The following is a 26,205-nucleotide window of genomic DNA, read 5'->3' on the forward strand; positions in this document are numbered from 1 at the left end:
TTTCATGCCTCTTATATAGCCCATCTCATTGTGCATTGCAATATCATTGTGCGCTGCACAATAAAATGAATTTCCAAATTAACCTTGGCGGCAGGTTTGGTTTGCACCGCTCTCGACCGCAAGGCGGTGGGCGGTTATTAACAATCCGTTAAATTCCGCAGGAAAGCGGTCACAAAATTCTGTAGGTCTGGCCCATGTCCGCAGTTCAGTACCCGTTTATAGACATTGCCGTCCACGAACGCGTGCGTGACCGCTTTGCAGCGGGCGAGGCGATCGTGCTGTTCTCGCCGGACATGAAGAATGCGCTCTGGGCGAACGGGCGCGGCGCCGAATTATTCGGCTTCAACGCCATCTACGATTTCCTCGACCAGGGCCCCAATCGTGCCGACATCGCATTGCGCCAGACGGAGGCAGCATCGCGCCAGCTCGGCGCGGTCGGCGACATCCGCACCTTCACGATCCGCATCGCCGCCGGTTTCCAGCGCATTCCCGTGCAGGCGGCTTGCGAACTCGTCCAGGTCCAGGGTGAAACGGCGGTGCTGTTCAGCGCTCCGGTGAAAAAGGGCCGGCTGTCGCCCGCCGCCCGTGCGGCGCAGATGATCGAAGGTTTCGACGATCCCGACACGCATATGGCGGTGATCGACGCGGATGGCGAGGTGCTCGCCGCCTCTGCCGAATTTACGGGCCTCGGCGTCACGCCGCAAACGGCGAAGATGCTCGCGACCATGGCGGGCAGCGATCCGAGCCGGCTCGTCAAGCGGCCGATCCCGACTGTCAAGGGATACCTGCCGGCCGCCGTCGGGAAGCTCTCCGACGATCCGGCGCTGCATCTCCTGTTCACGGTGGAGACCGTGCAGGGGCGTTCCGCCGTCGAGAACGCCTTCGAGCCGAAGGACGAGGTTCCGGCCGCAGCGGCGGCAGCCCTCGCGGAAGAAGCGGTAGCCCCCACCCCTGCCGAGCCGGCTGACGACCACGCCTTCCCCGAACAGGACGAGAGCCTCATCGTGGAGGCCGCGCCGTCCGACGCCTATGCCGAGGCGATCACCGCGGTTTGCGAGATCGAAGACACCGAGGAGCCGGAAGAAGAAATCTCGGTCGAGACTGGCGAGCTACCCCTGGCGGCCGACTCCGCGGCCATGGTCGAGGAACCTCAAGAGCAAATCCTCCGGGAAACCGCCGCGGAGGCCGTTTGGCAGGAGAAAGCGCCCTCCGACACAATCGAAGCGATCGAGACTGCAGAAGACCTCGTTCCCGATACCGAAGCCGCTGCAGAACAGGCGACGGAACCGGCGGAGCCGCAACCGGAAACACTTCCCGCTGCCGAGGAAGCGGAAAATCCCGAAGCCGCGGCGCCCGCACCGGCAGGGTTCGTATTCCGGCGCGATGCGCGCGCCACACGGTTCGTCTGGAAGATCGATGCCGAAGGCCGGTTCAGCGAAGTCTCGAGCGAGTTCGCCGATGCGGTCGGTCCGCACGCCGCCGATATCAACGGCATGGCATTTACCGATCTCGCAGCCCTTTTCCATCTCGATCCGGAAGGGAAGATCGCCGAACTGCTCGGCAAGCGCGACACTTGGTCCGGAAAGACCATATGGTGGCCGGTCGAGGGCACGTCGCTGGTCGTGCCGGTCGATCTGGCGGCTCTGCCGACCTATACCCGCACCCGCGAATTCGACGGCTTCCGCGGCTTCGGCATCGTGCGTATCGCCGATGTGGCGGAAGACCCGGAGGCCATCGGGCTGACACTGGTTCCCGCGATGCCGGAGGACGTTGCCGGACCGGATGTACAAACCGCATCCGAGGCTTCCGAGTTCTCCGTAACCGATACGGGTTCGCAGACCGTCGGGGAAGACCTGCCGGCCCCCGAGGATGCCGTGGTCGCCGATACGGCAGAGCCCACCTTCCCCGAAACCCCGGCTGAGGACGATGTCATCGTCGAAGATGTGACTGCAGGGGAGCCGCCGGCCTTCACGCAGGACGACGGAGCGGAGAGCACGCAGAATACCTCTTCCGATGTCGCGTCCGACGCATCGACCGGCGAGGCACCGGCTCAGGCGGAACCTGAATCGCAGATGTCCGGCCGGCAGGTTCCCTCGCTGCTTGACTGGCCGGCGGGCGAGCGTCCTGCGCTGAGGATCGTCGAAAATCCGGGCCGGCGCCATTCCGACAAGGTCATCCAGCTGGAAGAGCACCGCTCCAACCGCCGCGACGGCCTGACCCCTGTCGAACAGGCAGCGTTCCGGGAGATCGCGCGCCAGCTCGACAATTTCGTCGGCCGCCGCAACGAGGAAACGACACCGGCCGGTCCCGAAACGCCGGCTCCCGATACGGCTGATGATATGACTTCGGTCGGACCGGCCGCCATCGACCCGGTACAGGATCCGCATGCGCCCCACAGCGAGGAATACGGCATCACGCCGGTGGATCAGGCCGCAGGGGCGCGCCCCGAAGCTCCGGTGGAAGAGCGATCGGACGCCGAAGCGGGTTTCGAGGCGCAGCCGGCCGCGGGGCTGGAAGAGGATATTTCCGAGGCCGAGGCAGCCGCCTTCGGAGAAGACGCCAACCGGGCATTTGCCGACGAGCCGGACGAGGACGCCGAAGCGGCGGCCGGCCCTGCCGCCGACCCGCATCCGGAACTTTCGGACCGCGAGCTGCTCAGCCAGATGATCCCGGTGCGCGAACGGATCAGCCTGTCGGCCGAGATCATCGACCAGATGCCGGTGGCGCTCCTCGTTCACAGCGGCGACGTGCTGATCCACGGCAATCCCGAATTCCTGCGGCTCACCGGCTACGCATCGATCGACGAACTGGCGGAAGTCGGCGGCCTCGACGCGCTGTTGCAGCGCCAGGATCTTGAAGGCAAGACGACGGAGCCCGGCGGCATGGTGGTGGTGCGTGCCGACGACGCCGTCGTACCCGTCACCGCACGTCTGCAATCGGTCCGGTGGGATGATTCGACTGCGCTGATGCTGGCGCTGATGCCGGTTTCCGCCGAAAGCACGCCCCCGACAGAGGCCGGAGAGCCGGCCGAGATCATTCCGCTGCGTCCGCTCCGCTCCGCCGATCAGTTGCAGCGCCTCCAGGTCGAAGTCGAAGAGCTGCGCGCCATTCTGGAAACGGCCACCGACGGCGTGGTGATCATCGGCGCGGAAGGCGATATCCGGTCCATCAACCGGGCAGCCAGCGCCCTCTTCAACTACGACAACGAAGAGATCAACGGCAAACCCTTCGTCACCCTGTTCGCCCATGAAAGCCAGCGAGCGATCGTCGATTACCTCAGCGGGCTTTCCGGCCATGGCGTTGCGAGCGTGCTGAACGATGGGCGGGAAGTGATCGGCCGCGAAGCCTCCGGCGGCTTCCTGCCGCTGTTCATGACGATCGGCAGGCTCACCTCCTCCAACGGCTATTGCGCCGTCATCCGCGACATTACCCAATGGAAGCGGACAGAGGACGAATTGCGGACCGCAAAGCGTGCCGCCGAAACGGCCAATGCCCACAAGAGCGATTTCCTGGCGCATGTCAGCCACGAGATCCGCACGCCGCTCAACGCGATCATCGGTTTCGCCGATATGATGGCAACCGAGCGCTTCGGCCCGATCGGTCATCCGCGCTATGTGGAATATGCCAACGATATCGGCCGGTCCGGCCGGCATGTGCTCGACATCGTCAACGACCTGCTCGACATCTCGAAGATCGAAGCGGGTGAGATGGATCTCGACTTCATCGCCGTCGGGTTGAACGAAACGGTTTCGGAGGCCGTCTCATTGGTACAGCCGCAGGCCAACGGCCAGCGGGTGATCATCCGCACCGCGCTTTCCCACACCGTGCCGCAGGTGGTGGCCGACCTGCGTTCGATCAAGCAGATCGTCCTGAACATCCTGTCGAATGCCATCCGCTTCACGCCGTCAGGCGGACAGATCGTCGTGTCGACGGCCTATGAAACGAATGGCAGCGTGGTTCTCCGGGTTCGCGACACCGGGATCGGCATGACCCGTTCGGAACTGGAAATGGCCATGAAACCCTTCCGGCAGGTGGGCGCCGCCCGCAAGCGCGGCGACGGCACCGGCCTCGGCCTGCCGCTGACCAAGGCGATGGTCGATGCCAACCGCGCCGCCTTCTCGATCAGCTCAGCGCCGAACGAAGGCACGCTGGTGGAAATCACCTTCCCCTCGCCAAGAGTGCTGGCGAACTGATCCATGCAGCCGAAGCCGCATTGCGTGCGGCTTCCCTGGTGAATCAATCACAGGATGCATTCATCGTCAAAAGAAAGGCAGCCGAAGCTGCCTTTGAAGTTTAATGCTGTCCAACGAGGGTCGGGTGGAGACATCATGTCTATGGAAGCCCGCGGATACGTGACTTTCATACACGAGATGAAACCATGTTGCTCCACTTTTGACCAACTCGACTTAATAACGCGTTAACGCCGTCCAATTTCCGGAATTTATTCCGGCGATGTATCGTTGCGAAACAGAATGGCCGCGGAAAACCGGCCTTTCAGGTCCTCAACTCCGCAAGGCCGGCGAAAAGATCGAGCGCCTCCGGGTTGGCAAGCGCTTCCTTGTTCTTCACGGCGCGGCCATGGACGACTTCACGCACGGCAAGTTCGACGATCTTGCCTGATTTGGTGCGGGGGATATCGGTAACCTGGATCACCTTGGCAGGAACGTGACGCGGAGAGGCGCCGGTGCGGATGCGGGTCTTGATCGCCTTGACGAGATCGTCGTCGAGCATGCGGCCATTGGCAAGCCGGACGAAGAGTACGACGCGCACGTCGTCGTCCCAATCCTGACCGATGCAGATGGCCTCGGCGACCTCCTGCATCTGCTCCACCTGATTGTAGATTTCCGCCGTGCCGATGCGCACGCCGCCGGGATTGAGGGTCGCGTCGGAGCGGCCGTGGATGACGATGCCGTCATGCTCCGTCCATTCGGCGAAATCGCCATGACACCAGACATTGTCGAAACGTTCGAAATAGGCGGCGCGATACTTTTTGCCTTCCGGATCGTTCCAGAACATGACCGGCATAGAGGGGAAGGCCTTGGTGCAGACCAGTTCACCTTTCTCACGACGTATCGGCCTGCCGTCGTCATTCCAGACATCCACTGCGAGCCCCAGGCCCGGTCCCTGAATCTCGCCGCGCCAGACGGGCTTCAGCGGATTGCCGAGCACGAAGCAGGAGACGATATCCGTGCCGCCCGAAATCGAGGCAAGATGCACATCGCTCTTGATGCCTTCGTAGACGAAGGAAAAACCTTCCGGCGAAAGCGGCGAACCGGTTGACGTGAGCAGCCGCAGGCTCGAGAGATCGTGGCTTTCCTTCGGCACGATGCCGCCCTTGCGCACCGCATCGATGTATTTCGCCGAGGTGCCGAAAACCGCGAACTTCTCGTCCTGGGCATAATCGAACAGCACGTTGCCGTCCGGGGCGAAGGGCGACCCGTCGAACAGGCAGAGCGTAGCACCGACCGCGAGACCCGACACCAGCCAGTTCCACATCATCCAGCCGCAGGTAGTGAAATAGAAGAGCCGTTCACCCGCCGCGAGGCTGCAGTGGAAACGGTGCTCCTTCAGGTGCTGCAGCAGCGTGCCACCCGCCGAATGGACGATGCATTTCGGCACGCCGGTCGTGCCGGACGAGAAGAGAATGTAGAGCGGATGCGAAAACGGCAGCGATTCGAATTCGATCGCCCTTGCCGTGAAGGGCGCGGTGAAATCGGCCAGCGTGCGGCCATCGGCAAGCGAGGCTGATAGGGCTGCGGCATCGCCCGCATAGGGCACGACCAGGACCGGCGTCTTCAAAGCTCCGGAGACCGCCTTCACCTTGGCCGCGACATCCTGAAGCCTGCCATTGTACCAATAACCGTCGCAGGCGATGAAGAGCTTCGCGCCGATCTGGCCGAACCGGTCGAGCACGCCCTGTTCGCCGAAATCGGGCGAGCAGGACGACCAGATGGCGCCGATCGAGGCAGCCGCCAACATGCAGGCGATGGTTTCCGGCATGTTGGGCATCATGGCGGCGATACGATCGCCCTTCTCGATCCCGAGCGCCCGGAATGCCTGCTGCAGGCGCGAAACCTCCTCGCGCAGCCGGTCCCAGGACCAGCGGTAGCTCACCTTGTCCTCGCCGCGGAAGACCAGGGCATCACCCGCGCCGGTTTCGGCAAGCAGGTTCTCGGCAAAGTTCAGCGTCGCATCGGGGAAGAAACGGGCGGCGAGCATGTCTTCGCCATTGATCAGCGGACGTCCCCCACGTTCGCCTTTGACGCCGCAATAGTCCCAGACGGCCGACCAGAAATCGCCGCGCTCGACGATCGACCAGGCATAGAAGGCATCGTAATCCGGAAAGCTCTTTCCGTAGCGCTCGGCACACCAGCCGATGAAATGAAAAAGCGGCGTCTTCTGCTGTGCTTCCTTCGAAGGGCTCCAGAGCGGCTGTTCATTGCTCATTGTCATTCCTCCCACCCGGGGACCCCGCATGAACCGGAAAACAGGGTCCCGTCCTATGCCCATCAGCGCCCGTTTTTCCGGGCTGAGCGTACCGGCCTGTATATCATGTTGCATTGCGCAAGAAAGGGGACAACAAGAGGACGTTTCACTGATTTGCCTCGGCCCGCCAATTCCTATATTCGCGTGGTTATGGTGACCAGCGGGATCGGAAAACTACGGGAAAAACTGAGCCGTCCCCTGAGGCCTCTCTGGGGGTGGCACTCGCGCCGTCTGCTGATCGGCGGACTGGCCGCGCTCTGCCTGTTCGTCCTCTATCAGGTCATCGCGCCCTTCCTCATTTCCTCCACCGTGGTGCGTGAAAGCATGGAGCGTGCCGTCGCCGAATGGACGGGCCACGATGTGAGCATCGAAGGGGCGCCCGATATCCGATTCTGGCCGGAACCGCGCATCACGCTCCGCGACATCACGATCCGCAAGCAATCGGAAGGAACCGAGCGGCTGCTCGGCCGCGTTTCCCGGCTTTCCGCCTCTTTCGATCTGTTCGAGGCGGTGATCGGGCAGCCGGAATTCAAGGATTTTCGCCTGACCGATCCGGAGATCTACTTTCTCAGGGAAGCCGACGGTCGCCTGAGTTGGGCCAATGACGGACGGCTCAGCCGCGCCGTCAAGGATGTCCGGCCGGAAGCCAATGGCCAATCCCTGTCCGTCGAGGACGAAGCCCCGATTGGAAACGTGAGCATTTCCAACGGCGCGTTCGAGATCAATGATGCCGCAAGCGGCCACGTGACGCGTTTTTCAGCGATCAACGGTACGCTCGACTGGCCCTGGCTTTCCCGCGGCCTCGGCATGAAGGCAGAAGCGCTGCTCAACGGCCGCAAGGTGGTATTCGACGTCGGTTCGACACAGCCCCTGCTGCTGCTTTCCGGCAGGAGCGGCAATCTTTCAGGGTCGGTCGCTTCCGACCTCTTCATCGGCCGGTTCAGCGGCGTCGCCAATTTTGCTGCGCATGCCTTCCTCTCCGGCGATGCGGAACTCTCGGTTCCCGATCTTTCCGCCGCAATCACCTGGTCCGGCATCAGCTTCTCCGGCGCCGAACGGCTGAAAAGCCTTTCGCTTGCCGCCCGCCTCGTGACCAATGAGAATGCGTTGCGCTTCGAAAACCTGTCGCTCGGCCTCGACAATGCCAAGGCGACCGGCATTCTCGATCTCCTGCTGCCGCCGGGCCGGCTGCCGCGGCTGACCGGCACGCTCGCCTTCGATCAGGTGGATTTCTCCGCCTTGCTGGCCGCCGTGGCGCCGCGCGCCGCCGGAGACCCGCCTCGGAAGCTGCGGGCAGGACTGGAACTCGACCTCAGGCTTTCCGCTCAACAGGCCATGCTTGGTCCGTTCCAGCTTTCGGAAGCGGCGGTCAGCGTGATGAATGTCGGAGACCAGTCGCGGGTCGATATCCTCGACAGCGATTTCGAAACCGGGCGGCTGACGGGGCGGATCGCCACGACCAAGAACGGCAGCGGCGGCGCCGGGATCGCATTTCGCCTTGCCGTGCAGGACGCCGATTTCGGCACGATCTTCAAGCATCTCGCCTTGGCGGGGCCGTTGCCGCTTGCGCGCGGGTCACTCGATCTGTCCCTCGATATCGACCGGCCGTTGACGACCCCGGCATGGCGGGATGCGAAGGGGACGATCCATTTCCGGACGGGGCAAGGCACGCTCTCCGGCGTCGATCTTGCCGGCATCCGCCGGCTTGCCGGAACACGCCCCTATTTTACGCTCGGCGAAGCGGGCGGCAACGACCTGCCTTTCGACAGCATCGACATATCGGCCCATCTCGCCAACGGATCGGCCGACATTCGCGAGGGCAGGATGGTCACGCCTGGCGAAACGCTCTCGCTTTCCGGCGTCGTTCCCTATGCCAACAACAGCATGGCACTTTCGGCCAGCATCCAGCCCAAGGTCCAGGATGCTGCCAAGGGGGGATCGGCAGCGCCCCTGATCGTCTTCGTCGGCGGATCATGGCCCGACCCCGTCATCTGGCCGGTTTCGCAAACCCCGCCGGACACCTTACAATAAAGCCGAATCAACGGGGTGGGGACCTTCGGTGCTGCGGTTCATAGTGGGTCTGTTCAAGGTGCTGCTCGCCTGCCTGCTGATGGGGGCGGTACTGACCTTCTTCGGCATCACCACGCCCGTCCTGCTTTCGGTCTTCCGCCTGACGCCCGAGGACGTGCGGATCGGGCTCGAGCGCGCCTATATCTGGTCGCTGCCCCGCATCCTGCTTGGAGCGGTCATCGTGCTACCGGCATGGCTGTTCATCTACATCTTCATCCCGCCCCGCGGCGGCGAGTAAGCTCTCAGGTCGTGCCGCGCGCCGCGACGTGCTCGTCGCGGATACGGCGGATTTCCGCCCGCTTTGTCCCGATTGAAGCGATGATGACGCCGATCGTCACGAGCCCGATCAGGATGGTGCAGATCGCATTGATCTCCGGTGTCACGCCGAGCCGCACCTGGCTGTAGATCTTGATCGGCAGCGTGGTCGCGCCGGGGCCGGTGTTGAAGCTGGCGATCACGAGATCGTCGAGCGACAGCGTGAAGGCGAGCATCCAGCCGGCGATGACGGCCGGGAAGATCAGCGGCAGGGTGATCTTGAAGAAGGTCTTTACCGGCGGGCAGCCGAGATCGAGCGCCGCTTCCTCAAGGCTCCGGTCGAAGGTGAGCAGCCGCGACTGCACGACGATCGCCACGTAACACATGGTGAAGGTCGTGTGCGCGATGATCACCGTCCAGAAGCCACGGTCGATACCCATGGCCACGAAAAGGAGCAGCATGGAAAGGCCGGTGATCACCTCCGGCATGACGAGCGGCGCATAGATCATGCCGGAAAACAGCATCCGGCCGGGGAACTTCTGGAAACGCACCAGCGAAAGGGCGGCGAGCGTACCGAGCACTGTGCCGGTCGTGGCGCTGATGACACCAACGCGGGCCGTCACCCAGGCGGCATCCATCAGCCCCGCGTTGGACCACATGGTACGGTACCATTGCAGCGAAAAGCCGCCCCAGACGGTGACCAGCCTGGAGGCGTTGAAGGAATAGACCACCAGGATGACGATCGGGATGTAGAGGAAGGCGAAACCGAGCGTCAGGATGGTGGCATCGAACTTGGGCGACTTCATCTTACGCCACCTTCTTCTGCTGGTTCTGGAAGATGACGATCGGAATGACGAGCGCCAGGAGCAGGATCACCGCCACGGCGGAGGCCAGCGGCCAGTCGCGGTTGCCGAAGAACTCCGTCCACAACGTCTTGCCGATCATCAGCGTGTCGGCGCCGCCGAGGAGATCCGGGATGACGAATTCGCCGGTGATCGGGATGAAGCAGATCATCGAGCCGGCGATGACGCCCGGCAGCGAGAGCGGGAAGGTGATCTTCCAGAAGGCCTTCCACGGCGGACAGCCGAGATCGCTCGCGGCCTCAAGAAGCGTATTGTCCATCTTTTCCAGCGCCGAATAAAGCGGCAGCACCATGAAGGGCAGGTAGGAATAGACGATGCCGATGAAGACGGCATAGTCGGTCCTGAAGATCTGAACCTGATCGTCCGGCCCCATGATGCCGATCGTCTGAAGGAACAAGGTCAGCAGGCCGTCGGGCTTTAAGATGCCGATCCAGGCGTAGACACGGATCAGGAACGAAGTCCAGAACGGCAGAATGACCAGCATGACCAGCGTCGGCCTGAGCGACGTCGGGGCTCGCGCCATGGCAAGCGCCATCGGATAACCGATCAGCAGCAGCAGGAATGTCGAGATGACGGCGATCCGGAGCGACGACAAATAGGCGTTGATGTAGAGCGGATCGTCGGTGAGGAAGAGATAGTTCTCGAAATCGAGGTTCGAGACGAAATCCCCAAGCGCGCCAAAGCCTTGGAAGAGCGGCGTATAGGGCGGCATGGCGATCGCCGTGTCGGACAGCGAAATCTTGAAGATGATCAGGAAGGGCGCCGCAAAGAACAGAAGCAGCCAGAGATAGGGCACGGCGACGACAAGCCAGCGGGCCGGATTGGTATGAAGGCTCTTGAGGGGTTCAGAAACGTTTGCCATCTCTCCTCCCCCGCTAACGCGTCAGCACGAGGCCGGCATCGAGCGGCCAGGTGAGCCAGACCATGTCGCCGAAGGTGATCGGCCGATCGACGAGACGCGAAACATTGGCCTGCGCCGCCCGGACGATGCGGCCATCGGCCATTCGCACCAGGAAGACCGAGAAGTCGCCGAGATAGCCGATATCCCAGACTTCGCCGTAGACGGCGTTGGCGGAAGGGTCGGCCGGCTGGTCCGGCGAGATGCGGACCTTTTCCGGCCGGATCGCAAAAGCGACCTTGTCGCCGGCGACCGCCTGGCATTCCTGCTCGACGGCAACCGCCATCCCCTCGCAATCGATCCTGACCGTGCCCGGCGCCCCGAGCGCGCTTTCCGTCGCGGCGACCGTGCCTTCCAGAATGTTGATGTCGCCGATGAAATCCGCGACATAGCGGCTGTTCGGCGCCTCGTAGATCTCCGCCGGCGTCGCCACCTGCATGATGAGGCCCTTGTCCATCACCGCGATGCGATCCGAAACGGTCATCGCCTCCTCCTGGTCGTGGGTCACGATCAGGAAGGTGAGGCCAAGCTTGGTCTGGAGGTCCATCAGCTCGAACTGGGTCTCCTCGCGCAGTTTCTTGTCGAGAGCGCCGAGCGGTTCGTCGAGGAGAAGCACTTTCGGGCGCTTGGCAAGCGAGCGGGCGAGCGCGACACGCTGGCGCTGGCCGCCGGAAAGCTGGTTCGGCCTGCGCTTGGCGAACGGCTCCAGCTTGACGAGCTTCAGCATTTCCTCGACACGGGCGGCGATTTCCCCTTTCGGCAGATTGTCCTGCTCCAGGCCGAAGGCGATGTTCTTCTCCACCGTCATATGCGGGAAAAGCGCGTAGGACTGGAACATCATGTTGGTCGGGCGGCGATAGGGCGGCACGCCGGAAATATCCTTGCCCTGCAGCAGGATGCGCCCCTCTGTCGGCTCCTCGAAACCGGCCAGCATGCGCATCAAGGTGGTCTTGCCGCAGCCGGACGGCCCGAGCAGCGAAAAGAATTCCCGCTCGTAGATGTCGAGCGTCAGGTTATCGACCGCGGTGAAGGTGCCGAAACGCTTGGTGATGTTCTCGAAGCGGATGAAGGGGACCGCCGAAGGGTCGGTCCAGGGAGAGAACTTACGCTTTACCGGTCCGAGAGATTTCGCCATGCCCTGCCCCACTTTGCCCCGATACCCCAAAAGCGTTCGGGGCAGGTGATGCCACCTGCCCCGTTTTATGAATTCAGTTGCCGACCTTGATCTTCGTCCAGACGGAGGTGACCTCTCGCTGGACCCGGCCCTCATAGGGCGAGATGATGAAGAGCTTCTTGAGCATCTCGGCGGACGGATAGACCTGTGGGTTTTCCGCGACTTCCTTGTCCAGGAATTTTTGGGAGGCAAGGTTGCCGTTGGCATATTGGACGTAATTCGACGACTTGGCGATGACTTCGGGATTCATCATGTAGTTGATGAATGCGTGAGCCTCGGCGACATTCTTCGCGTCCGCCGGAATCGCGAGATTATCGAACCACATATAGGTGCCTTCCTTGGGGATGACATAGTTGATGTTGATCCCGTTGTTTGCCTCTTCGGCGCGAGCCTTGGCCTGAAGCACGTCACCCGACCAGCCGATGGTGATGCAGACATCACCCTGGGCAAGATCACTGATATAGGCGGAAGAGTTGAACGTGCGGAGATAGGGACGGATCTTGGAGTAGACCTCGCCGGCCGTCCGGATGTCGGCAATCTCTTTGCTGTCGGGATTTTTGCCGAGATAATTCAGCGCGATGGCGAAGGTTTCGTCCGAAGCGTCGAGCATGTTGATGCCGCAAGCCTTCAGTTTTTTCGCATTCTCGGGCTTGAACAGGACATCCCAGCTGTCGATCGGCACATCGCCGAGCGCGGCCTTTACTTTATCCACATTGTAGCCGATGCCGGTTGTTCCCCACATATAGTTGACCGCATACTGGTTGCCCGGATCATATTTGGAGAGCTGCCGCGTTATCTCGGGCCACATGTTGGAAAGATTGGGCAGTTTGGTCTTGTCGAGCTTCTGAAAAACGCCGGCCTGGATCTGACGCTGCAGGAAAGGGCCGGTCGGCACGACGACGTCATAACCCGAACCGCCGGTCAAAAGCTTCGTTTCCAATACACCATTATCATCGAAGACGTCGTAGACGACCTTGATGCCGGTCTCCTTGGTGAAGTCCTCAAGCACGGATTCGTCGATATAGTCGGACCAGTTGTAGACATGGACAACGCGTTCCTGCGCGAACGCCGCAGTCGCGCCAAAGGCCGTCGCGGCGACGGCGGCGGCAAGGCTGAGCAGATGGTTTTTCATGATCTCTCCTGTTCCAGTTTTTGTGCGCAGATAGCAAATCCGAGCTAAATCCCTTATCTTTTCGAGGAGAGTAGAAAGGATTGCAGTTCCCCACAAGGGGGAATGTGCGGTGCGCAACGCTCACTGGAAATCGAAGGCGCTGAGGCCGGTTGCCATCTCGTCCAGCCCCAGCGGACGGGTGACCGGCGGCTCGGCGCGCGACAGGCAGCCCTGCCGCTCGCAGAGCCGGCAGGCGGTGCCCGCAAGGACGGTACCGGAGGCGCCGGGCAGCGCTTCGACATAGACCGCATCGCCGGCATTGGAGACGTCGCAGCCGAGCAGAACGGCGGTGCGGCGGACCCGTTCGCCGAAACCCGCCTGGGGACCGTCGAGCGTCCGCGACAGCGTGAGAAACGTCGCGCCGTCGGGCATCTCGACCCGGTCGACGAGGATCTGCCCCGGCTGCGAGAAGGAGGCATGGATGCTGAGCTTGACGCATCCGCCGCCGAAACGGGCCCGGGGAAACCCCTGCGCCCCGGCCCGGCGGATGACATTGCCGGCATGGTCGAGTTCCATGAGGAAAAAGGGGAGACCCGCAGCGCCGGGGCGCGCGAGCGAGGTCAATCGGTTGGCCGCCTGTTCGAAGGACACGTCGAAGCGCGACCGCAGGACATCGAGATCGTAACGCGCGCGCTGCGCCGCAGAGAGAAAGGCGCCATAGGGCATCATCAGCGCGTGGGCGGCATAACGGGCCAATTCGAACCGGCCGATACGCTTCGCCTCGCCGGTCGAAAAGGCAAGCTCCTCCAACTCGGCGGCAATCTCCTGCCCGAGCGCCAGAAGCGCCACTTCCATCGCAAGTTCGCGCGTGCGGTCGAAGGGCGACAGCCGTGCAGAGAGGAAGAGCCGCATGGAATGCCGATCATAACGCCGGCGCAGGTTCGGCATTGCGTGCACCGGCAGCGTGCGCACGACGATGCCGTGCTCGCTCTTCGCCCAGGCCTTCAAGGCGGCGGGCAGGTCGTCCCCGGCACCGAGCCCGGCGACGAAAGCCTCCGCCGCGTCCTCGATGCGAGCGAAAAAATTCGGCCGGCGCTCCAGCTTTTCCCGCACCTCGTCGATCGGCAGGCGGGTGCCGGCAATCGAGGTCTCATGGCCCTCACGCGCTAGGAGATCGGAAAGATCGGACAGCCTCGCGGCCTGCTCCCGATAAGCGCGGTAGAGCTTGAGAAGCCCGAGCGCCGCATTGGGCGCCGCCTCCGACACCTCGATGATCTCCTGATCGCCCGGTATCTCGCCCGCCAGCAGCGGATCGGCAAAAACTTCCCGCAACCGGCCGGCCAGGCCGCCGCCTTCCCCCTGCAGCGCATCGAGATCGACCTTGTAGACGGAGGCGAGTTTCAGGAGGAGCTGGACGGTGAGCGGCCGCTGATTGCGTTCGATGAGATTGAGATAGGAAGGCGAGATGCCGAGCCCTTCGGCCATGGCCGTCTGGGTGAGCCCGAGCCCCAGCCTGACGCGTCGGACACGAGGCCCCGCAAAAATCTTTCGTTCCGTCATTTGTCACCGCTTTTACAAATCCGGCCGCCTTGCCGTTTTTACTACTTTGACATCTTCACAGATGCCTTTGTGAAAGACAAGACATCCTAACCCCTTTATACTGGCTGATTATGCGTCTTTTCTGGCAGTGCAGCATTGATTTCTGTAAATTCGGTTACATCAAAATCGCCGGACAGCAGCCGGGCATATCCATACAGGAGGATGAGCATGACAGATTTTTACACATTGGTTCCAGGCGCGCAGAAGGGCCGTTTCGAGGGCATCGAACGCCCCTATTCTCCGGAGGACGTGAAGCGGCTGCGCGGTTCGGCCGACATCCGTTATTCACTGGCGGAGATGGGGGCCAACCGGCTGTGGTCGCTCCTCCACAAGGAGGATTTCGTCAACGCGCTGGGCGCCATGACGGGCAATCAGGCGATGCAGCAGGTCCGTGCCGGGCTGAAGGCGATCTATCTGTCCGGCTGGCAGGTTGCGGCCGATGCCAATACGGCGTCCGCCATGTATCCGGACCAATCGCTCTATCCGGCCAACGCGGCTCCCGAACTTGCCCGCCGCATCAACCGCACGCTGCAGCGTGCCGACCAGATCGAGACGTCCGAAGGCAAGGGACTGTCGGTCGAGACCTGGTTCGCGCCGATCGTCGCGGATGCCGAAGCGGGCTTCGGCGGCCCGCTCAACGCTTTCGAGATCATGAAAGCCTTCATCGAGGCGGGTGCAGCCGGCGTGCACTACGAAGACCAGCTGGCATCTGAGAAGAAGTGCGGCCATCTCGGCGGCAAGGTGCTGATCCCGACCGCGGCGCATATCCGCAACCTCACCGCCGCGCGGCTTGCTGCCGACGTCATGGGCGTGCCGACGCTGGTGATCGCCCGCACGGATGCGGAAGCCGCAAAGCTTCTGACTTCCGATATCGACGAGCGCGACCAACCCTTCGTCGATTATGATGCCGGACGCACGGTCGAAGGTTTCTACCGGGTCCGCAATGGGCTGGAGCCATGCATCGCCCGCGCGGCGGCTTACGCGCCCCATTGCGATCTCATCTGGTGCGAGACATCAAAGCCGGATCTGGAGCAGGCGCGGCGGTTTGCGGAAGGCGTCCACAAGGTCCACCCGGGCAAGATGCTCGCCTACAACTGCTCGCCGTCGTTCAACTGGAAAAAGAACCTGGACGACGCGACGATCGCCAAGTTCCAGCGGGAACTCGGCGCGATGGGCTACAAGTTCCAGTTCATCACGCTCGCCGGCTTCCACCAGCTGAACTACGGCATGTTCGAGCTCGCCCGCGGCTATAAGGACCGGCAGATGGCTGCCTATTCGGAGCTGCAGGAGGCGGAATTCGCCGCCGAGGCCAACGGCTACACGGCTACCAAGCACCAGCGCGAGGTCGGCACCGGCTATTTCGACGCCGTCTCCGTGGCGATCACCGGCGGGCTTTCGTCGACGACCGCGATGCACGAGTCCACCGAGCACGACCAGTTCAGGCCGGCGGCGGAGTGATCTTCCGCCCCTCACCCCGATCTTCTCTCCGCAAGCGGGGAGAAGACGGCAGCAACCAAACAACAAACAAGGAAAGGAAAACCCAGATGAACATCCAGACGCCCATTCAAACCCATGTCAAGGAACGCGCAGAGGAACAGGCAACCTCCATGACCCCGGAGCAGCAGCAGGCGATCCGCACGCTCGCCAACGACCTGCACCGCCTCAACCATGCGATCATGAAGGCAGTCGAGGCCGGCGTTTCCGTCGAGCTCGTGCGCTCGGCCCGCCACCATGGCGGAGACGGCCATTGGGGCGACCTGATGATCCCGGTCGTCGTTACCAACCGTATCCAGTGACGCCGCCGACGGCAGCCGCCGTCACGGCTGCTGTCCGGCAAAAAGCCTTGTCCGGCTTTTGACGAATTTCGCCATCCGATCGACCACCGCGCGGATTTCCCGCCGGTGGCGATCGTCGTTGTTCATGACGATCCATTGAGGATGGCGGAGATCCTCTATTTCGTTCCCCACGCGCTCCAGCCGCATGTCCTGATCGCCGACGAAACACGGCAGGACCGCCGTGCCCGCACCGCCGAGCGCGAGGTCGCGCAGGGAGCGCGGCCGGTTGACCGTGACGACGATCCGCTCCGCCCGCTGCTCATGTGGCCAACGCAGATAGGCTGAAATCGCGTCCTCTTCGACAACCGCAAGCCAACGATCGGCAACGGAGGGGTGGGCGTTGCGGGCGCGGTAGGCGGCATAGGCCACCTCGCCGAGTTTCGTCGCGGCAAGGTTCGGCTCTTCCGGTTCGAAGGCGCGAATGCCGATATCGCTCTCCCGATGGGCAAGGCTGGCGCGGCGTTCGGCGACGTAGAAATCCAGGCGGAATCCATCCCGCTCGGTGCGGATGTCGGAAAGGTTGCGGGTAAACATCCAGGCCAGCCAGGTGCCGCAGGCAACCCGCACCAGCGGCATGCCCGCGCTCTCCCGTTTCCAGCTCTCGACGCGGCGGGCTACGGCTTCCATGTCCAGGAGCTGCGAAACGAGCGCCGAACCATCGGCGGTCAGCTGGTAGCCGGTGCGGCTGCGGGAAAACAGCGGGCGGCCGATCGCCTGTTCGAGATCGAGCATGCGCCGGCCGATCGTGGCGGGGCTGAGGCCGGTCGTCCCGGCGGCGCCCGACAGCCCGCCAAGCCGCGCCACCTGCAGGAAAAGTTCGTAGGCATCCCAGCTGACGTTTTTCATAGTTGAAAAACATACCCGGAATCCGGCGCTACAAGAAGCAGATTTTTGTCCTTATTGAAAAAGTGGCTTCAACGAACGGAGAAATCCGATGTATGAGAATGTCGTCACCATCCTGATGTCAGCGCATTTCCGGAAAAAGTCCGAATACTGCGGCCTTGGCGCCGAGGATGATTTCTACCAACGCTTCGCCCAGCCGTTTCCGCGCTGGCTGGGCAGGATCATCGGCTGGACGCGGAAGCGGCGGCCGGATGGCGCCGGGCATTTGCCGGCGCCTGTAGCATCGCTGTCCAATGGACCGGAGATACTCACGCGGCCCCGGGAAAGGCCCGACCGGTCGGCCGCATCGATGCGGAACTGCTGCACGAGCTGAAACAGGGCATCCGCCTCATCCGCAAGCCGTCGGCTGGCCTCGGTCGTCTCAGCAATAAAAAAGATGCTGAAACCTTCAACATGCAGGTCGAAAGGCCCTGGCAGGCCGTTCCGTTACGGTTATAAAGTCCGGATGATCAGGAGAAAAGCGCGGGAAGCGAAAGCAGTGCCGCCGTGGCGCCGATTGCGATCGCCAGCAGCCTGAGCCGCCTCAGCTTTGCATCGTCCTGAACCTTGGCGACGGCGACTGCACGGGCACGGCTGGTTTTCTGCATGAATATCGAACCCCCCAAAACACGTTGTTCCTAGCCGCTGCCGCAGATGCCGCAGCCGGCGCATACCAGTCGTTAACCACAGGAATTGGCTGGCATTAAGGCAGGATGGCGAACGCAAATTAACAAGTCCTGAATCAGCCTATACTACAAAGCCTCCCCGCAAACATGGCCCGAAGCCCATGCCCATTGGAAATTGTAGCCGCCGAGCCAGCCGGTCACGTCAACGCATTCGCCGATGAAATAAAGGCCGGGCACCGCCTTGGCCTGCATGGTTTTTGAATCCAGATCCGACGTATCGACGCCGCCGAGCGTCACTTCCGCCGTTCGATAGCCTTCCGAGCCGGCCGGCCGGATCGTCCAGTTCTGGATGGACGCAGCAAGCGCGTCGACCGCCTTGTCGGAGAGATCGGCGAGATGACCCGTGAGGCCGCGACTTTCGACGAAAAACTGCGCCAGCCGTTTCGGCAGCGTCTCGGAAAGCGCCGTCTGCGCCGCCTGCCGGCCATACGTCTTGCGGGCCGCCTTCAGCATCGCGGCAATATCGAGATCGGGTTCGATGACCAGCGTGACGTCGTCTCCTTCCCGCCAATAGGAGGATATCTGCAGGATGGAGGGACCGCTCAGGCCGCGATGGGTGAAGAGCAGCGCCTCGCGGAAGATCGTCTTGCCATGCCTGACCTCGGCAGGCACAGCGATGCCGGAGAGCGGGGAAAGGCTCTCCAGCAGGTTCGGATCGAGCGTCAGCGGCACCAGAGCCGGCCGCGTCTCGACGATCTTCAAGCCGAATTGTTTGGCTATCTCATAGGCGAAACCGGTGGCGCCCATCTTGGGGATCGACTTGCCGCCGGTGGCGACCACCAGCGAGCCCGCCTCGACCGGGCCATCGGAGGTGCAGATGCGAAAACCGCCCGGCGTCCTTTCGATGGAAGTGACTTGCTTCTGCAGTTGAAGATCGACATTCGCCGCCTTCATCTCCGCAAGCAGCATGCGAATGATGTCCTTGGCGCTGTCGTCGCAGAAGAGCTGGCCCAGCGTCTTTTCGTGCCAGGCGATGCCATGGCGCTCCACCATGTCGAGGAAATCGCGCGGCGTATAGCGGGCGAGCGCCGATTTCGCGAAATGCGGATTGGCGGAGAGGTAATTCTTCGGTCCCGCATGGATATTGGTAAAGTTGCAGCGGCCGCCGCCGGAAATGCGGATCTTCTCTCCCGGTGCCCTGGCGTGGTCGAGTACCAGCACCGAACGGCCCCGCCCGCCTGCCCGGATGGCGCACATCATGCCCGCGCCGCCGGCGCCCAAAACCACCACGTCGATTTTCCGCGCCAATTGTCGCTCCCTGCTTTCATTCACTGCTGTTTTCGATCAGCCGTCCAAAGTCAATGGCGCCTCCCCCTCGCCAATTGCCGATCCGTGGTTATGATGGGAAAATCCGATCAACCTCACCCCGGTGTGTCATGCCGCCCAAGAAAGCCAAACCCGCCCCCACAATCGGCACGGTCGCAAAAGCTGCCGTCGCCCAGCCGACGCTCACCTCGCTTCGAGGCGTGACGGACTGGCGGGAGGCCAGCGCCTGGCTTCGAGCGCGCGGGATCGAGGATGTTGAATGCATCACGCCCGATCTTGCCGGCGTGCCGCGCGGCAAGATGATGCCGTCTTCCAAATTCACTTCGAACACCTCGCTGGCGCTGCCTTCGGCGCTTTACCGGCACACGATCTCCGGTGAATATCCGGAAGAAACCGGCACATTCCGCTATGAGCCGCGCGACAGCGACCTGAAGCTGGTGCCCGACCTCTCGACCCTCTCCGTCGTACCGTGGGAGACCGATCCGACCGCCCAGGTGATCTGCGACATCGTCGATACCGAGGGCAAGGCTGTGCCCTATACGCCGCGCAACGTGCTGAAGAACGTCGTGAAGCTCTATCGAGACCGAGGCTGGAAGCCGGTCGTGGCACCGGAAATAGAATTCTATCTCGTCGCCAAGAACGACGATCCGGACTACCCGCTGCATCCGCCTAAGGGGCGGTCCGGCCGCTCGATCCTCGGGGGGCAGGGTTATTCGATCGCCGGCATCAACGAGTTCGACGAGCTGATCGACGACATCTATCATTTCTCCGAAAAGCAGGGTCTCGAGATCGACACGCTGATCCACGAGGAAGGCCCGGCGCAGCTCGAGATCAATCTGCGCCACGGCGATCCGATCGAGCTTGCCGACCAGGTCTTCATGTTCAAGCGCACCATCCGCGAGGCGGCGATGAAGCACGGCATCTATGCTACCTTCATGGCCAAGCCGATGCAGGGCCAGGCCGGGTCGGCCATGCACATCCACCAGTCGGTGGTCGATATCAAGACCGGCAAGAACGTCTTTTCCAATCCGGACGGCTCGGCCTCGAAGGAGTTCTTCCACTTCATCGGCGGCATGCAGGCCTATATTCCGAAGTCGCTCGTGATGATGGCGCCCTATGTGAACTCCTACCGTCGCCTGACGCCGGACATGTCGGCGCCGGTCAATACGGCCTGGGGTTACGACAACCGCACGACCGCCTTCCGCGTGCCGGTTTCCGATGCCGCCGCCCGCCGCGTCGAAAACCGCCTGCCCTCTTCCGACGCCAATCCCTATCTCGCGCTCGCCGCCTCGCTCGGTTGCGGGCTGCTCGGGATCATGAACGAGACCAATCCCACGCCGCCGACGGAAGACACCGCCAACGAAGGCGATATCGAGCTGCCGCGCGGTCTGCTGGAAGCCGTGTCGCTGCTCGAATCCGACCCTGCGCTGGCCGATGTGCTGAGCGCCGAATTCATCGGCCTCTATGCCGGCGTGAAGCGCGGCGAGTTCGAGACCTTCATGCAGGTCATCAGTCCCTGGGAGCGCGAATTCCTGCTCCTCAACGTGTGAGGGCTGCCTCATGGACAGTTGGCAAAGCCCGATCGCGCCGGGGATTTCCTGGTATCAGGCAAGCGTGGGCGAGCGGCCGGCCTATCCGGCGCTTGACGGATCCAGGACCGTCGACGTGGCGATCATCGGCGGCGGTTATACCGGACTGCAGGCAGCCTACAATCTCGCCAAAGCCGGCGTCTCGGTCGCCCTGATCGAGGCCGGCCGTTTCGGCGACGGCGCATCCGGCCGCAACGGCGGACAGATGGGAACAGGGCAGCGCTGGTGGCCGGAGGAGCTCGAACAGGAGATCGGTTACGAGCGCTCGAAAATCCTGTTCGACATGGCGGAAAATGCCAAACGGCATCTCCATGACTTCGCCGGGACCCACGGCATCGACATGGACTACATGCCGGGGCAGATGAACGTTTCCCACAAGCCCGGCCACGACAAGGACTATCGCGCCAATGCGGAGATCGCGGCGGAACGCTACGGCTATCCGCATATCACCTTCATGGATGCCAGGGAAACCGCCGAGCGGCTTGGAACGACGGGCTATTATTGCGGCGTCCGCGACGTGGGAACCGGCCATATCCATCCGCTGAAGCTGCTTGTCGGGCTGGCTCGGGTCGCCAGCGACGCCGGCGCGGGAATTTTCGAGATGACGAAGGCGACGGCCATCCGCCAGGCAGGCGGCAAGACCATGGTCGAGACGCCCAGGGGCACGCTCATCGCCGAGCGGGTGCTGGTCGCCACCAATGCCTATATCGGCGATCTCGAACCGGTCACCGCGGCGCATGTCATGCCGATCGGCTCGTTCATTGCCGCGACCCCGCCGCTCGACGATTTTCCGCATGTCATTCCGGGCGGCGAGGCCGTCGCTGATTCGCGGTTCGTGGTGCGCTATTTCCGCAAGAGCCGGGACAACCGGCTGCTCTTCGGCGGCCGCGAAGTCTATTCCTCCAGGGATCCGGCCGATACGGCAAATGCGATCCGCCGGCAGATCGTCGCCACCTATCCTGCTCTGAAAGACGTCGAAATCACCCATGTATGGGGCGGAAACGTGGGTATCACCATGCCGCGCCAGCCCTTCGTGCGCGAGGTCATGCCCGGCGTCACCTCGATCGGCGGTTATTCCGGTCATGGCGTGATGCTGTCAAACTATTGTGGCAAGCTTTATGCTGATATGGTCACCGGCAAGGCGACCGATCTCGATCACCTTGCCGCACTCAAGATCCCCGCCTTCCCGGGCGGGCGCCATATGCGGACACCGCTGCTTTTCCTTGCCCTTACGTGGTTTGCGCTGCGCGACAGGCTCTGACAAGCAAGCAACCTTAGTAGGTCCCGGATGCCAATTCGGGCTAGCGTTTTTAAATCGATTAGAATAAGTATGCCCCCAACCATGCAGGACGAAAGAACAGCGATGAGCAGCCAGATCATCCCAGTCGAGGCCTTTGATTGTGTCGTGTTCGGCGGTACCGGCGACCTTGCGGAACGCAAGCTCCTTCCCGCCCTCTACCACCGCCAGATCGAAGGTCAGTTCACCGAACCGACCCGCATCATCGGCGCCTCCCGCAGCGCGCTTTCCCATGAAGATTACCGCAAGTTCGCCCAGGATGCGCTCAAGGAGCACCTGAAGAAGGGCGAATATGACGAGGCGGAAGTCCAGAAATTCTGCCAGCGCCTCTATTACGTCCCGGTCGATGCCAAGGCCGAAGGCGGCTGGGCGGAACTGAAGAAGTTGCTCGATGACGGCAAGGACCGCATCCGCGTCTTCTATCTCGCCGTGGCACCCGGCATCTTCGGCGCGATCTCGGAAAAGATCCGCGACTACAAGCTGATCACCAAGGCAACCCGCATCGTCGTCGAAAAGCCGATCGGCCGCGACCTTGCCTCGGCGCTCCAGCTCAACGACACGATCGGCAAGGTCTTCAACGAAGAGCAGATCTTCCGCATCGACCATTATCTCGGTAAGGAGACGGTGCAGAACCTGATGGCGCTGCGCTTTGCGAACGCGCTCTACGAGCCGCTCTGGAATGCCCAGCATATCGACCACGTGCAGATCACCGTCGCCGAAGCCGTTGGCCTCGAAGGCCGCGCGGGATATTACGATACGGCCGGCGCGCTGCGCGACATGGTGCAGAACCACATCCTGCAGCTTCTCTGCCTCGTGGCCATGGAAGTGCCCTCCTCCATGTATTCGGAGGCGGTTCGCGACGAGAAACTCAAGGTTCTCCGCGCCCTGAAGCCGATCACCGAAGCCAATGTCGAGCAGATGACGGTGCGCGGCCAGTACCGGGCCGGCGCTTCCGCGGGCGGACCGGTCAAGGGTTACCTGGAAGAGCTGGAGGGCGGCGTTTCCAACACCGAAACCTTCGTCGCCATCAAGGCGGAGATCGGCAACTGGCGCTGGGCGGGCGTGCCCTTCTACATCCGCACCGGCAAGCGCCTCGCGGCCCGTGTCTCGGAGATCGTCATCACCTTCAAGCCGATCCCGCACAACATCTTCGACTCGTCGGCGGGCCGCATCTCGGCGAACCAGCTGATCATCCGCCTGCAGCCGGACGAGGGCGTCAAACAGTCGCTGATGATCAAGGATCCCGGTCCGGGCGGCATGCGGTTGCGCGAAGTCTCGCTCGACATGAGCTTTGCCCAGGCTTTCAACGTCCGCAATCCGGATGCCTACGAGCGCCTGCTGACGGATACGATCCGCTCCAACCAGACGCTGTTCATGCGCCGCGACGAGGTGGAAGCCGCATGGCGCTGGGTCGATCCGATCCTGAAAGGCTGGGAAGCCACCGGCCAGCAGGTGCAGGGTTATACCGCCGGCACCTGGGGGCCGAGCCAGGCGATCGCGCTGATCGAGCGCGACGGCCGCACCTGGCATGAAGGCTGAGGGGCATGAAGGCTTACAGACATGACCGGTAACCTGCATGAATTTCCCGATGCCGCAGCCCTCGCCGCCAGCCTGGCGGACGAGGTTGCAGCACGGCTCGAAACGGCGATCCGCGAGCGGGGCGCCGCCTCGCTCGCGGTCTCGGGCGGCTCGACGCCGAAGCGTTTCTTCGAGGCGCTTGCGACCCGCGATATCGACTGGGGCAGAGTGAGCGTGACGCTGGTCGACGAGCGCTTCGTACCCGCCGACAATCCGCGTTCCAACCACCTGCTCGTCGCGACGCATCTGCTGAAGGACAAGGCGGCGGCCGCGACCTTCGTTCCGCTCTATTACAACGTGCCCTCGATCGAGGACGCGGCGGTCATGGCGACGGAAAAGACCGCCGGCATCGGCAATCCGTTCGACGTGGCGATCCTCGGCATGGGCGGTGACGGCCACACGGCCTCCTTCTTTCCGCATGGCAACAATCTTGACCGTGCCCTCGATCTCTCGGCTCCACGCGGCATCCTGACCATGCAGGCGGAAGGCGCGGGCGAAGAGCGACTGACCTTCTCCTTCGCCAGCCTTTCCGATGCACGCTTCCTGGCGCTGCATATCGAGGGCCAGGGCAAGAAGGACGTGCTGGAACAGGCGAAAGCCGGTTCCGACGAGACGGAAATGCCGATCCGCGCCGTACTCAACCGCGCCGCATCGCCGCTCGAAATCTACTGGGCGCCCTGACGCGCCCCGAATTGCAACGGCAGCAATCCCGGTCGGCCATGGGCCTTTCAAAGTCCACCGCCGCTCCCAAGGCCGGGGTTGACCAGAGAGGACAGGACCATGGCCGCCCATTCCAGCATCGAGGCGATCACCGCCCGTATCGTCGAACGCTCGAAACCGCATCGCGAAGCTTATCTCGACCGGGTGCGGCGGGCGGCCTCCCGCGGTCCGCACCGCGCCGTCCTTTCCTGCGGCAATCTCGCCCACGGATTTGCGGTCTGTTCCCCCGCCGAGAAGGAGGCGCTCGCAGGAGACGTCGTTCCGAACCTCGGCATCATCACCGCCTATAACGACATGCTCTCGGCCCACCAGCCCTACGAGACCTTTCCTCCGATCATCCGGGAAGCGGCACGGGAAGCAGGCGGCATCGCCCAGGTCGCCGGCGGCGTGCCAGCCATGTGCGACGGCGTGACCCAGGGCCAGCCGGGCATGGAGCTTTCGCTTTTCTCGCGCGATGCGATCGCCATGGCGGCCGGCATCGGCCTGTCGCACAACATGTTCGATGCGGCGGTCTTCCTCGGCATCTGCGACAAGATCGTGCCGGGCCTGGTCATCGCGGCGCTCTCCTTCGGCCACCTGCCTTCCGTCTTCATTCCGGCCGGGCCGATGACGTCAGGCCTGCCGAACGACGAGAAGTCGCGCATCCGCCAGCTTTATGCGGAAGGCAAGGTCGGCCGCGCCGAATTGCTCGAAGCGGAGTCCAAATCCTATCACAGCCCGGGCACCTGCACCTTCTACGGCACCGCCAATTCCAATCAGATGCTGATGGAGATCATGGGCTTCCACATGCCCGGCGCCTCCTTCGTCAACCCCGGCACGCCGCTTCGCGAGGCGCTGACCCGCGAAGCCGCCAAACGGGCGCTTGCGATCACCGCGCTCGGCAACGAATTCACCCCCGCAGGCGAGATGATCGACGAACGCTCGATCGTCAACGGTGTCGTCGGCCTGCATGCGACCGGCGGCTCGACCAATCACACGCTGCATCTCGTCGCCATGGCGCGCGCCGCCGGTATCCATCTCACCTGGCAGGATATTTCCGAACTCTCGGACGTCGTGCCGCTGCTCGCCCGCGTCTATCCGAACGGCCTTTCCGACGTGAACCATTTCCACGCTGCCGGCGGCATGGGCTTCCTCATCAAACAGCTCCTGAAGAAGGGCTACCTGCACGACGACGTGCGCACCGTCTTCGGCCAGGGGTTGGAGGCCTATACCGTGGAGGCGAAGCTCGGCGAGAACGGGCAGGTCGTCCGCGAAGCGATCCCTGACGAGAGCGGCGACCCGAAGGTCCTGGCCTCGGTCGAGACGCCTTTCCAGAAAACCGGCGGGCTCAGGATGCTTACAGGCAATATCGGCCGTTCGGTCATCAAGATTTCCGCAGTCAAGCCCGAGCGGCATGTCATCGAGGCCCCCGCCCTCGTCTTCCACGACCAGCAGGAACTGCAGGACGCCTTCAAGCGCGGCGAACTGAACCGCGATTTCGTTGCCGTCGTGCGTTTTCAGGGACCGAAGGCGAACGGCATGCCGGAACTGCATCGGCTGACCCCGCCGCTCGGCGTTCTGCAGGACCGCGGCTTCAAGGTGGCGCTCGTGACCGACGGCCGCATGTCCGGCGCCTCCGGCAAGGTGCCGGCAGCGATCCACATCACCCCGGAAGCCTCCGACGGCGGGCCGATCGCAAAGATCAAGGACGGCGACATGATCCGTCTCGATGCGGTCGCCGGCACGCTGGAAGTGCTGGTGGATGCGGCGGAGTTTGAGGCTCGCACGCCCGTCGTCGCCGACCTTTCCGGCAACGAATTCGGCATGGGCCGCGAACTCTTTGCCGCCTTCCGCCGCAATGTCGGCCATGCGGATCAGGGCGCCAGCGTCTTCGCCTGAAGACGCCGGTACGGCCAA

General features: G+C 62.9%; 20 protein-coding genes. 11 read left to right on the forward strand and 9 right to left on the reverse strand.

Annotation, left to right across the window (positions count from 1 at the left end; all coding sequences use genetic code 11):
- The first annotated feature begins 194 nt into the window (after positions 1–194).
- Positions 195–4,193 (forward strand): ATP-binding protein, encoded by a 3,999-nt coding sequence (locus tag DMO26_RS04975; protein ID WP_117190896.1) that lies wholly within the window; start codon positions 195–197, stop codon positions 4,191–4,193.
- A gap of 301 nt (positions 4,194–4,494) precedes the next feature.
- Here the strand turns inward: DMO26_RS04975 and DMO26_RS04980 are convergent, their stop codons facing one another.
- Positions 4,495–6,447: an acetoacetate--CoA ligase gene (locus tag DMO26_RS04980; protein WP_117190897.1), complete on the reverse strand. Its 1,953-nt coding sequence runs from the start codon at positions 6,445–6,447 to the stop codon at positions 4,495–4,497.
- Positions 6,448–6,636: 189 nt separating this feature from the next.
- Between DMO26_RS04980 and DMO26_RS04990 the strand changes: the two genes are divergently transcribed.
- Both DMO26_RS04990 and DMO26_RS04995 read left to right on the forward strand, forming a co-directional pair.
- A complete protein-coding gene (locus DMO26_RS04990) occupies positions 6,637–8,517 on the forward strand; it encodes an AsmA family protein (protein WP_162894713.1) in 1,881 nt (626 codons plus the stop codon).
- A gap of 28 nt (positions 8,518–8,545) precedes the next feature.
- The gene (locus DMO26_RS04995) at positions 8,546–8,794 is read left to right on the forward strand and encodes a hypothetical protein (RefSeq protein ID WP_162894714.1); all 249 of its coding nucleotides are present in this window, start codon (positions 8,546–8,548) and stop codon (positions 8,792–8,794) included.
- 4 nt (positions 8,795–8,798) lie between these two features.
- Here the strand turns inward: DMO26_RS04995 and DMO26_RS05000 are convergent, their stop codons facing one another.
- The 5 genes from DMO26_RS05000 to DMO26_RS05020 form a co-directional block, all read right to left on the reverse strand.
- Positions 8,799–9,617: an ABC transporter permease gene (locus DMO26_RS05000; RefSeq protein WP_117190899.1), complete on the reverse strand. Its 819-nt coding sequence runs from the start codon at positions 9,615–9,617 to the stop codon at positions 8,799–8,801.
- 1 nt (position 9,618) lies between these two features.
- Positions 9,619–10,536: an ABC transporter permease subunit gene (locus tag DMO26_RS05005; RefSeq protein ID WP_117190900.1), complete on the reverse strand. Its 918-nt coding sequence runs from the start codon at positions 10,534–10,536 to the stop codon at positions 9,619–9,621.
- A 13-nt stretch (positions 10,537–10,549) separates the two neighbouring features.
- Complete coding sequence (locus DMO26_RS05010) at positions 10,550–11,707, reverse strand: ABC transporter ATP-binding protein (RefSeq protein ID WP_117190901.1); 1,158 nt, start codon at positions 11,705–11,707, stop codon at positions 10,550–10,552.
- 73 nt (positions 11,708–11,780) lie between these two features.
- Positions 11,781–12,878, reverse strand: coding sequence for a polyamine ABC transporter substrate-binding protein (locus DMO26_RS05015; protein ID WP_117190902.1), 1,098 nt, complete (start codon positions 12,876–12,878; stop codon positions 11,781–11,783).
- 120 nt (positions 12,879–12,998) lie between these two features.
- Positions 12,999–14,417: a helix-turn-helix domain-containing protein gene (locus tag DMO26_RS05020; RefSeq protein ID WP_117190903.1), complete on the reverse strand. Its 1,419-nt coding sequence runs from the start codon at positions 14,415–14,417 to the stop codon at positions 12,999–13,001.
- Positions 14,418–14,624: 207 nt separating this feature from the next.
- Between DMO26_RS05020 and aceA the strand changes: the two genes are divergently transcribed.
- Together aceA and DMO26_RS05030 are read left to right on the forward strand one after the other, a co-directional pair.
- Positions 14,625–15,914: an isocitrate lyase gene (aceA, locus tag DMO26_RS05025; RefSeq protein WP_117190904.1), complete on the forward strand. Its 1,290-nt coding sequence runs from the start codon at positions 14,625–14,627 to the stop codon at positions 15,912–15,914.
- 86 nt (positions 15,915–16,000) lie between these two features.
- On the forward strand, positions 16,001–16,252 hold the full coding sequence (locus tag DMO26_RS05030) for an SMc00767 family acetate metabolism repressor (RefSeq protein ID WP_117190905.1): 252 nt from the start codon (positions 16,001–16,003) through the stop codon (positions 16,250–16,252).
- A gap of 21 nt (positions 16,253–16,273) precedes the next feature.
- Here the strand turns inward: DMO26_RS05030 and DMO26_RS05035 are convergent, their stop codons facing one another.
- Positions 16,274–17,137, reverse strand: a complete 864-nt coding sequence (locus tag DMO26_RS05035) for a LysR family transcriptional regulator (protein WP_117190906.1) — start codon at positions 17,135–17,137, stop codon at positions 16,274–16,276.
- Positions 17,138–17,225: 88 nt separating this feature from the next.
- On the opposite strand from DMO26_RS05035, the gene DMO26_RS33545 reads away from it, so the two are divergent.
- The gene (locus DMO26_RS33545) at positions 17,226–17,507 is read left to right on the forward strand and encodes a hypothetical protein (RefSeq protein ID WP_162894715.1); all 282 of its coding nucleotides are present in this window, start codon (positions 17,226–17,228) and stop codon (positions 17,505–17,507) included.
- A 136-nt stretch (positions 17,508–17,643) separates the two neighbouring features.
- Here DMO26_RS33545 and DMO26_RS33550 read toward each other — a convergent pair whose 3' ends face one another.
- Together DMO26_RS33550 and DMO26_RS05045 are read right to left on the reverse strand one after the other, a co-directional pair.
- Complete coding sequence (locus DMO26_RS33550) at positions 17,644–17,781, reverse strand: hypothetical protein (RefSeq protein WP_162894716.1); 138 nt, start codon at positions 17,779–17,781, stop codon at positions 17,644–17,646.
- A gap of 144 nt (positions 17,782–17,925) precedes the next feature.
- Positions 17,926–19,107 carry a BaiN/RdsA family NAD(P)/FAD-dependent oxidoreductase gene (locus DMO26_RS05045; protein ID WP_117190908.1) on the reverse strand — a complete coding sequence of 394 codons (1,182 nt, stop codon included), beginning with the start codon at positions 19,105–19,107 and terminating at the stop codon, positions 17,926–17,928.
- A gap of 128 nt (positions 19,108–19,235) precedes the next feature.
- Between DMO26_RS05045 and DMO26_RS05050 the strand changes: the two genes are divergently transcribed.
- The 5 genes from DMO26_RS05050 to edd all read left to right on the forward strand — a co-directional run bounded on the left by DMO26_RS05050 (position 19,236) and on the right by edd (position 26,187).
- Positions 19,236–20,675 (forward strand): glutamine synthetase family protein, encoded by a 1,440-nt coding sequence (locus DMO26_RS05050; protein ID WP_117190909.1) that lies wholly within the window; start codon positions 19,236–19,238, stop codon positions 20,673–20,675.
- Between the two features lie 10 nt (positions 20,676–20,685).
- On the forward strand, positions 20,686–21,975 hold the full coding sequence (locus tag DMO26_RS05055; RefSeq protein WP_117190910.1) for an NAD(P)/FAD-dependent oxidoreductase: 1,290 nt from the start codon (positions 20,686–20,688) through the stop codon (positions 21,973–21,975).
- Positions 21,976–22,077: 102 nt separating this feature from the next.
- Positions 22,078–23,550: a glucose-6-phosphate dehydrogenase gene (gene zwf / locus DMO26_RS05060; protein ID WP_117190911.1), complete on the forward strand. Its 1,473-nt coding sequence runs from the start codon at positions 22,078–22,080 to the stop codon at positions 23,548–23,550.
- 21 nt (positions 23,551–23,571) lie between these two features.
- Positions 23,572–24,270, forward strand: coding sequence for a 6-phosphogluconolactonase (gene pgl, locus DMO26_RS05065; protein WP_117190912.1), 699 nt, complete (start codon positions 23,572–23,574; stop codon positions 24,268–24,270).
- A 99-nt stretch (positions 24,271–24,369) separates the two neighbouring features.
- Positions 24,370–26,187, forward strand: coding sequence for a phosphogluconate dehydratase (gene edd, locus DMO26_RS05070; RefSeq protein ID WP_117190913.1), 1,818 nt, complete (start codon positions 24,370–24,372; stop codon positions 26,185–26,187).
- The last annotated feature ends 18 nt before the right edge of the window (positions 26,188–26,205 follow it).

Source organism: Rhizobium terrae (assembly GCF_003425685.1).
Lineage (GTDB): Bacteria > Pseudomonadota > Alphaproteobacteria > Rhizobiales > Rhizobiaceae > Neorhizobium > Neorhizobium terrae.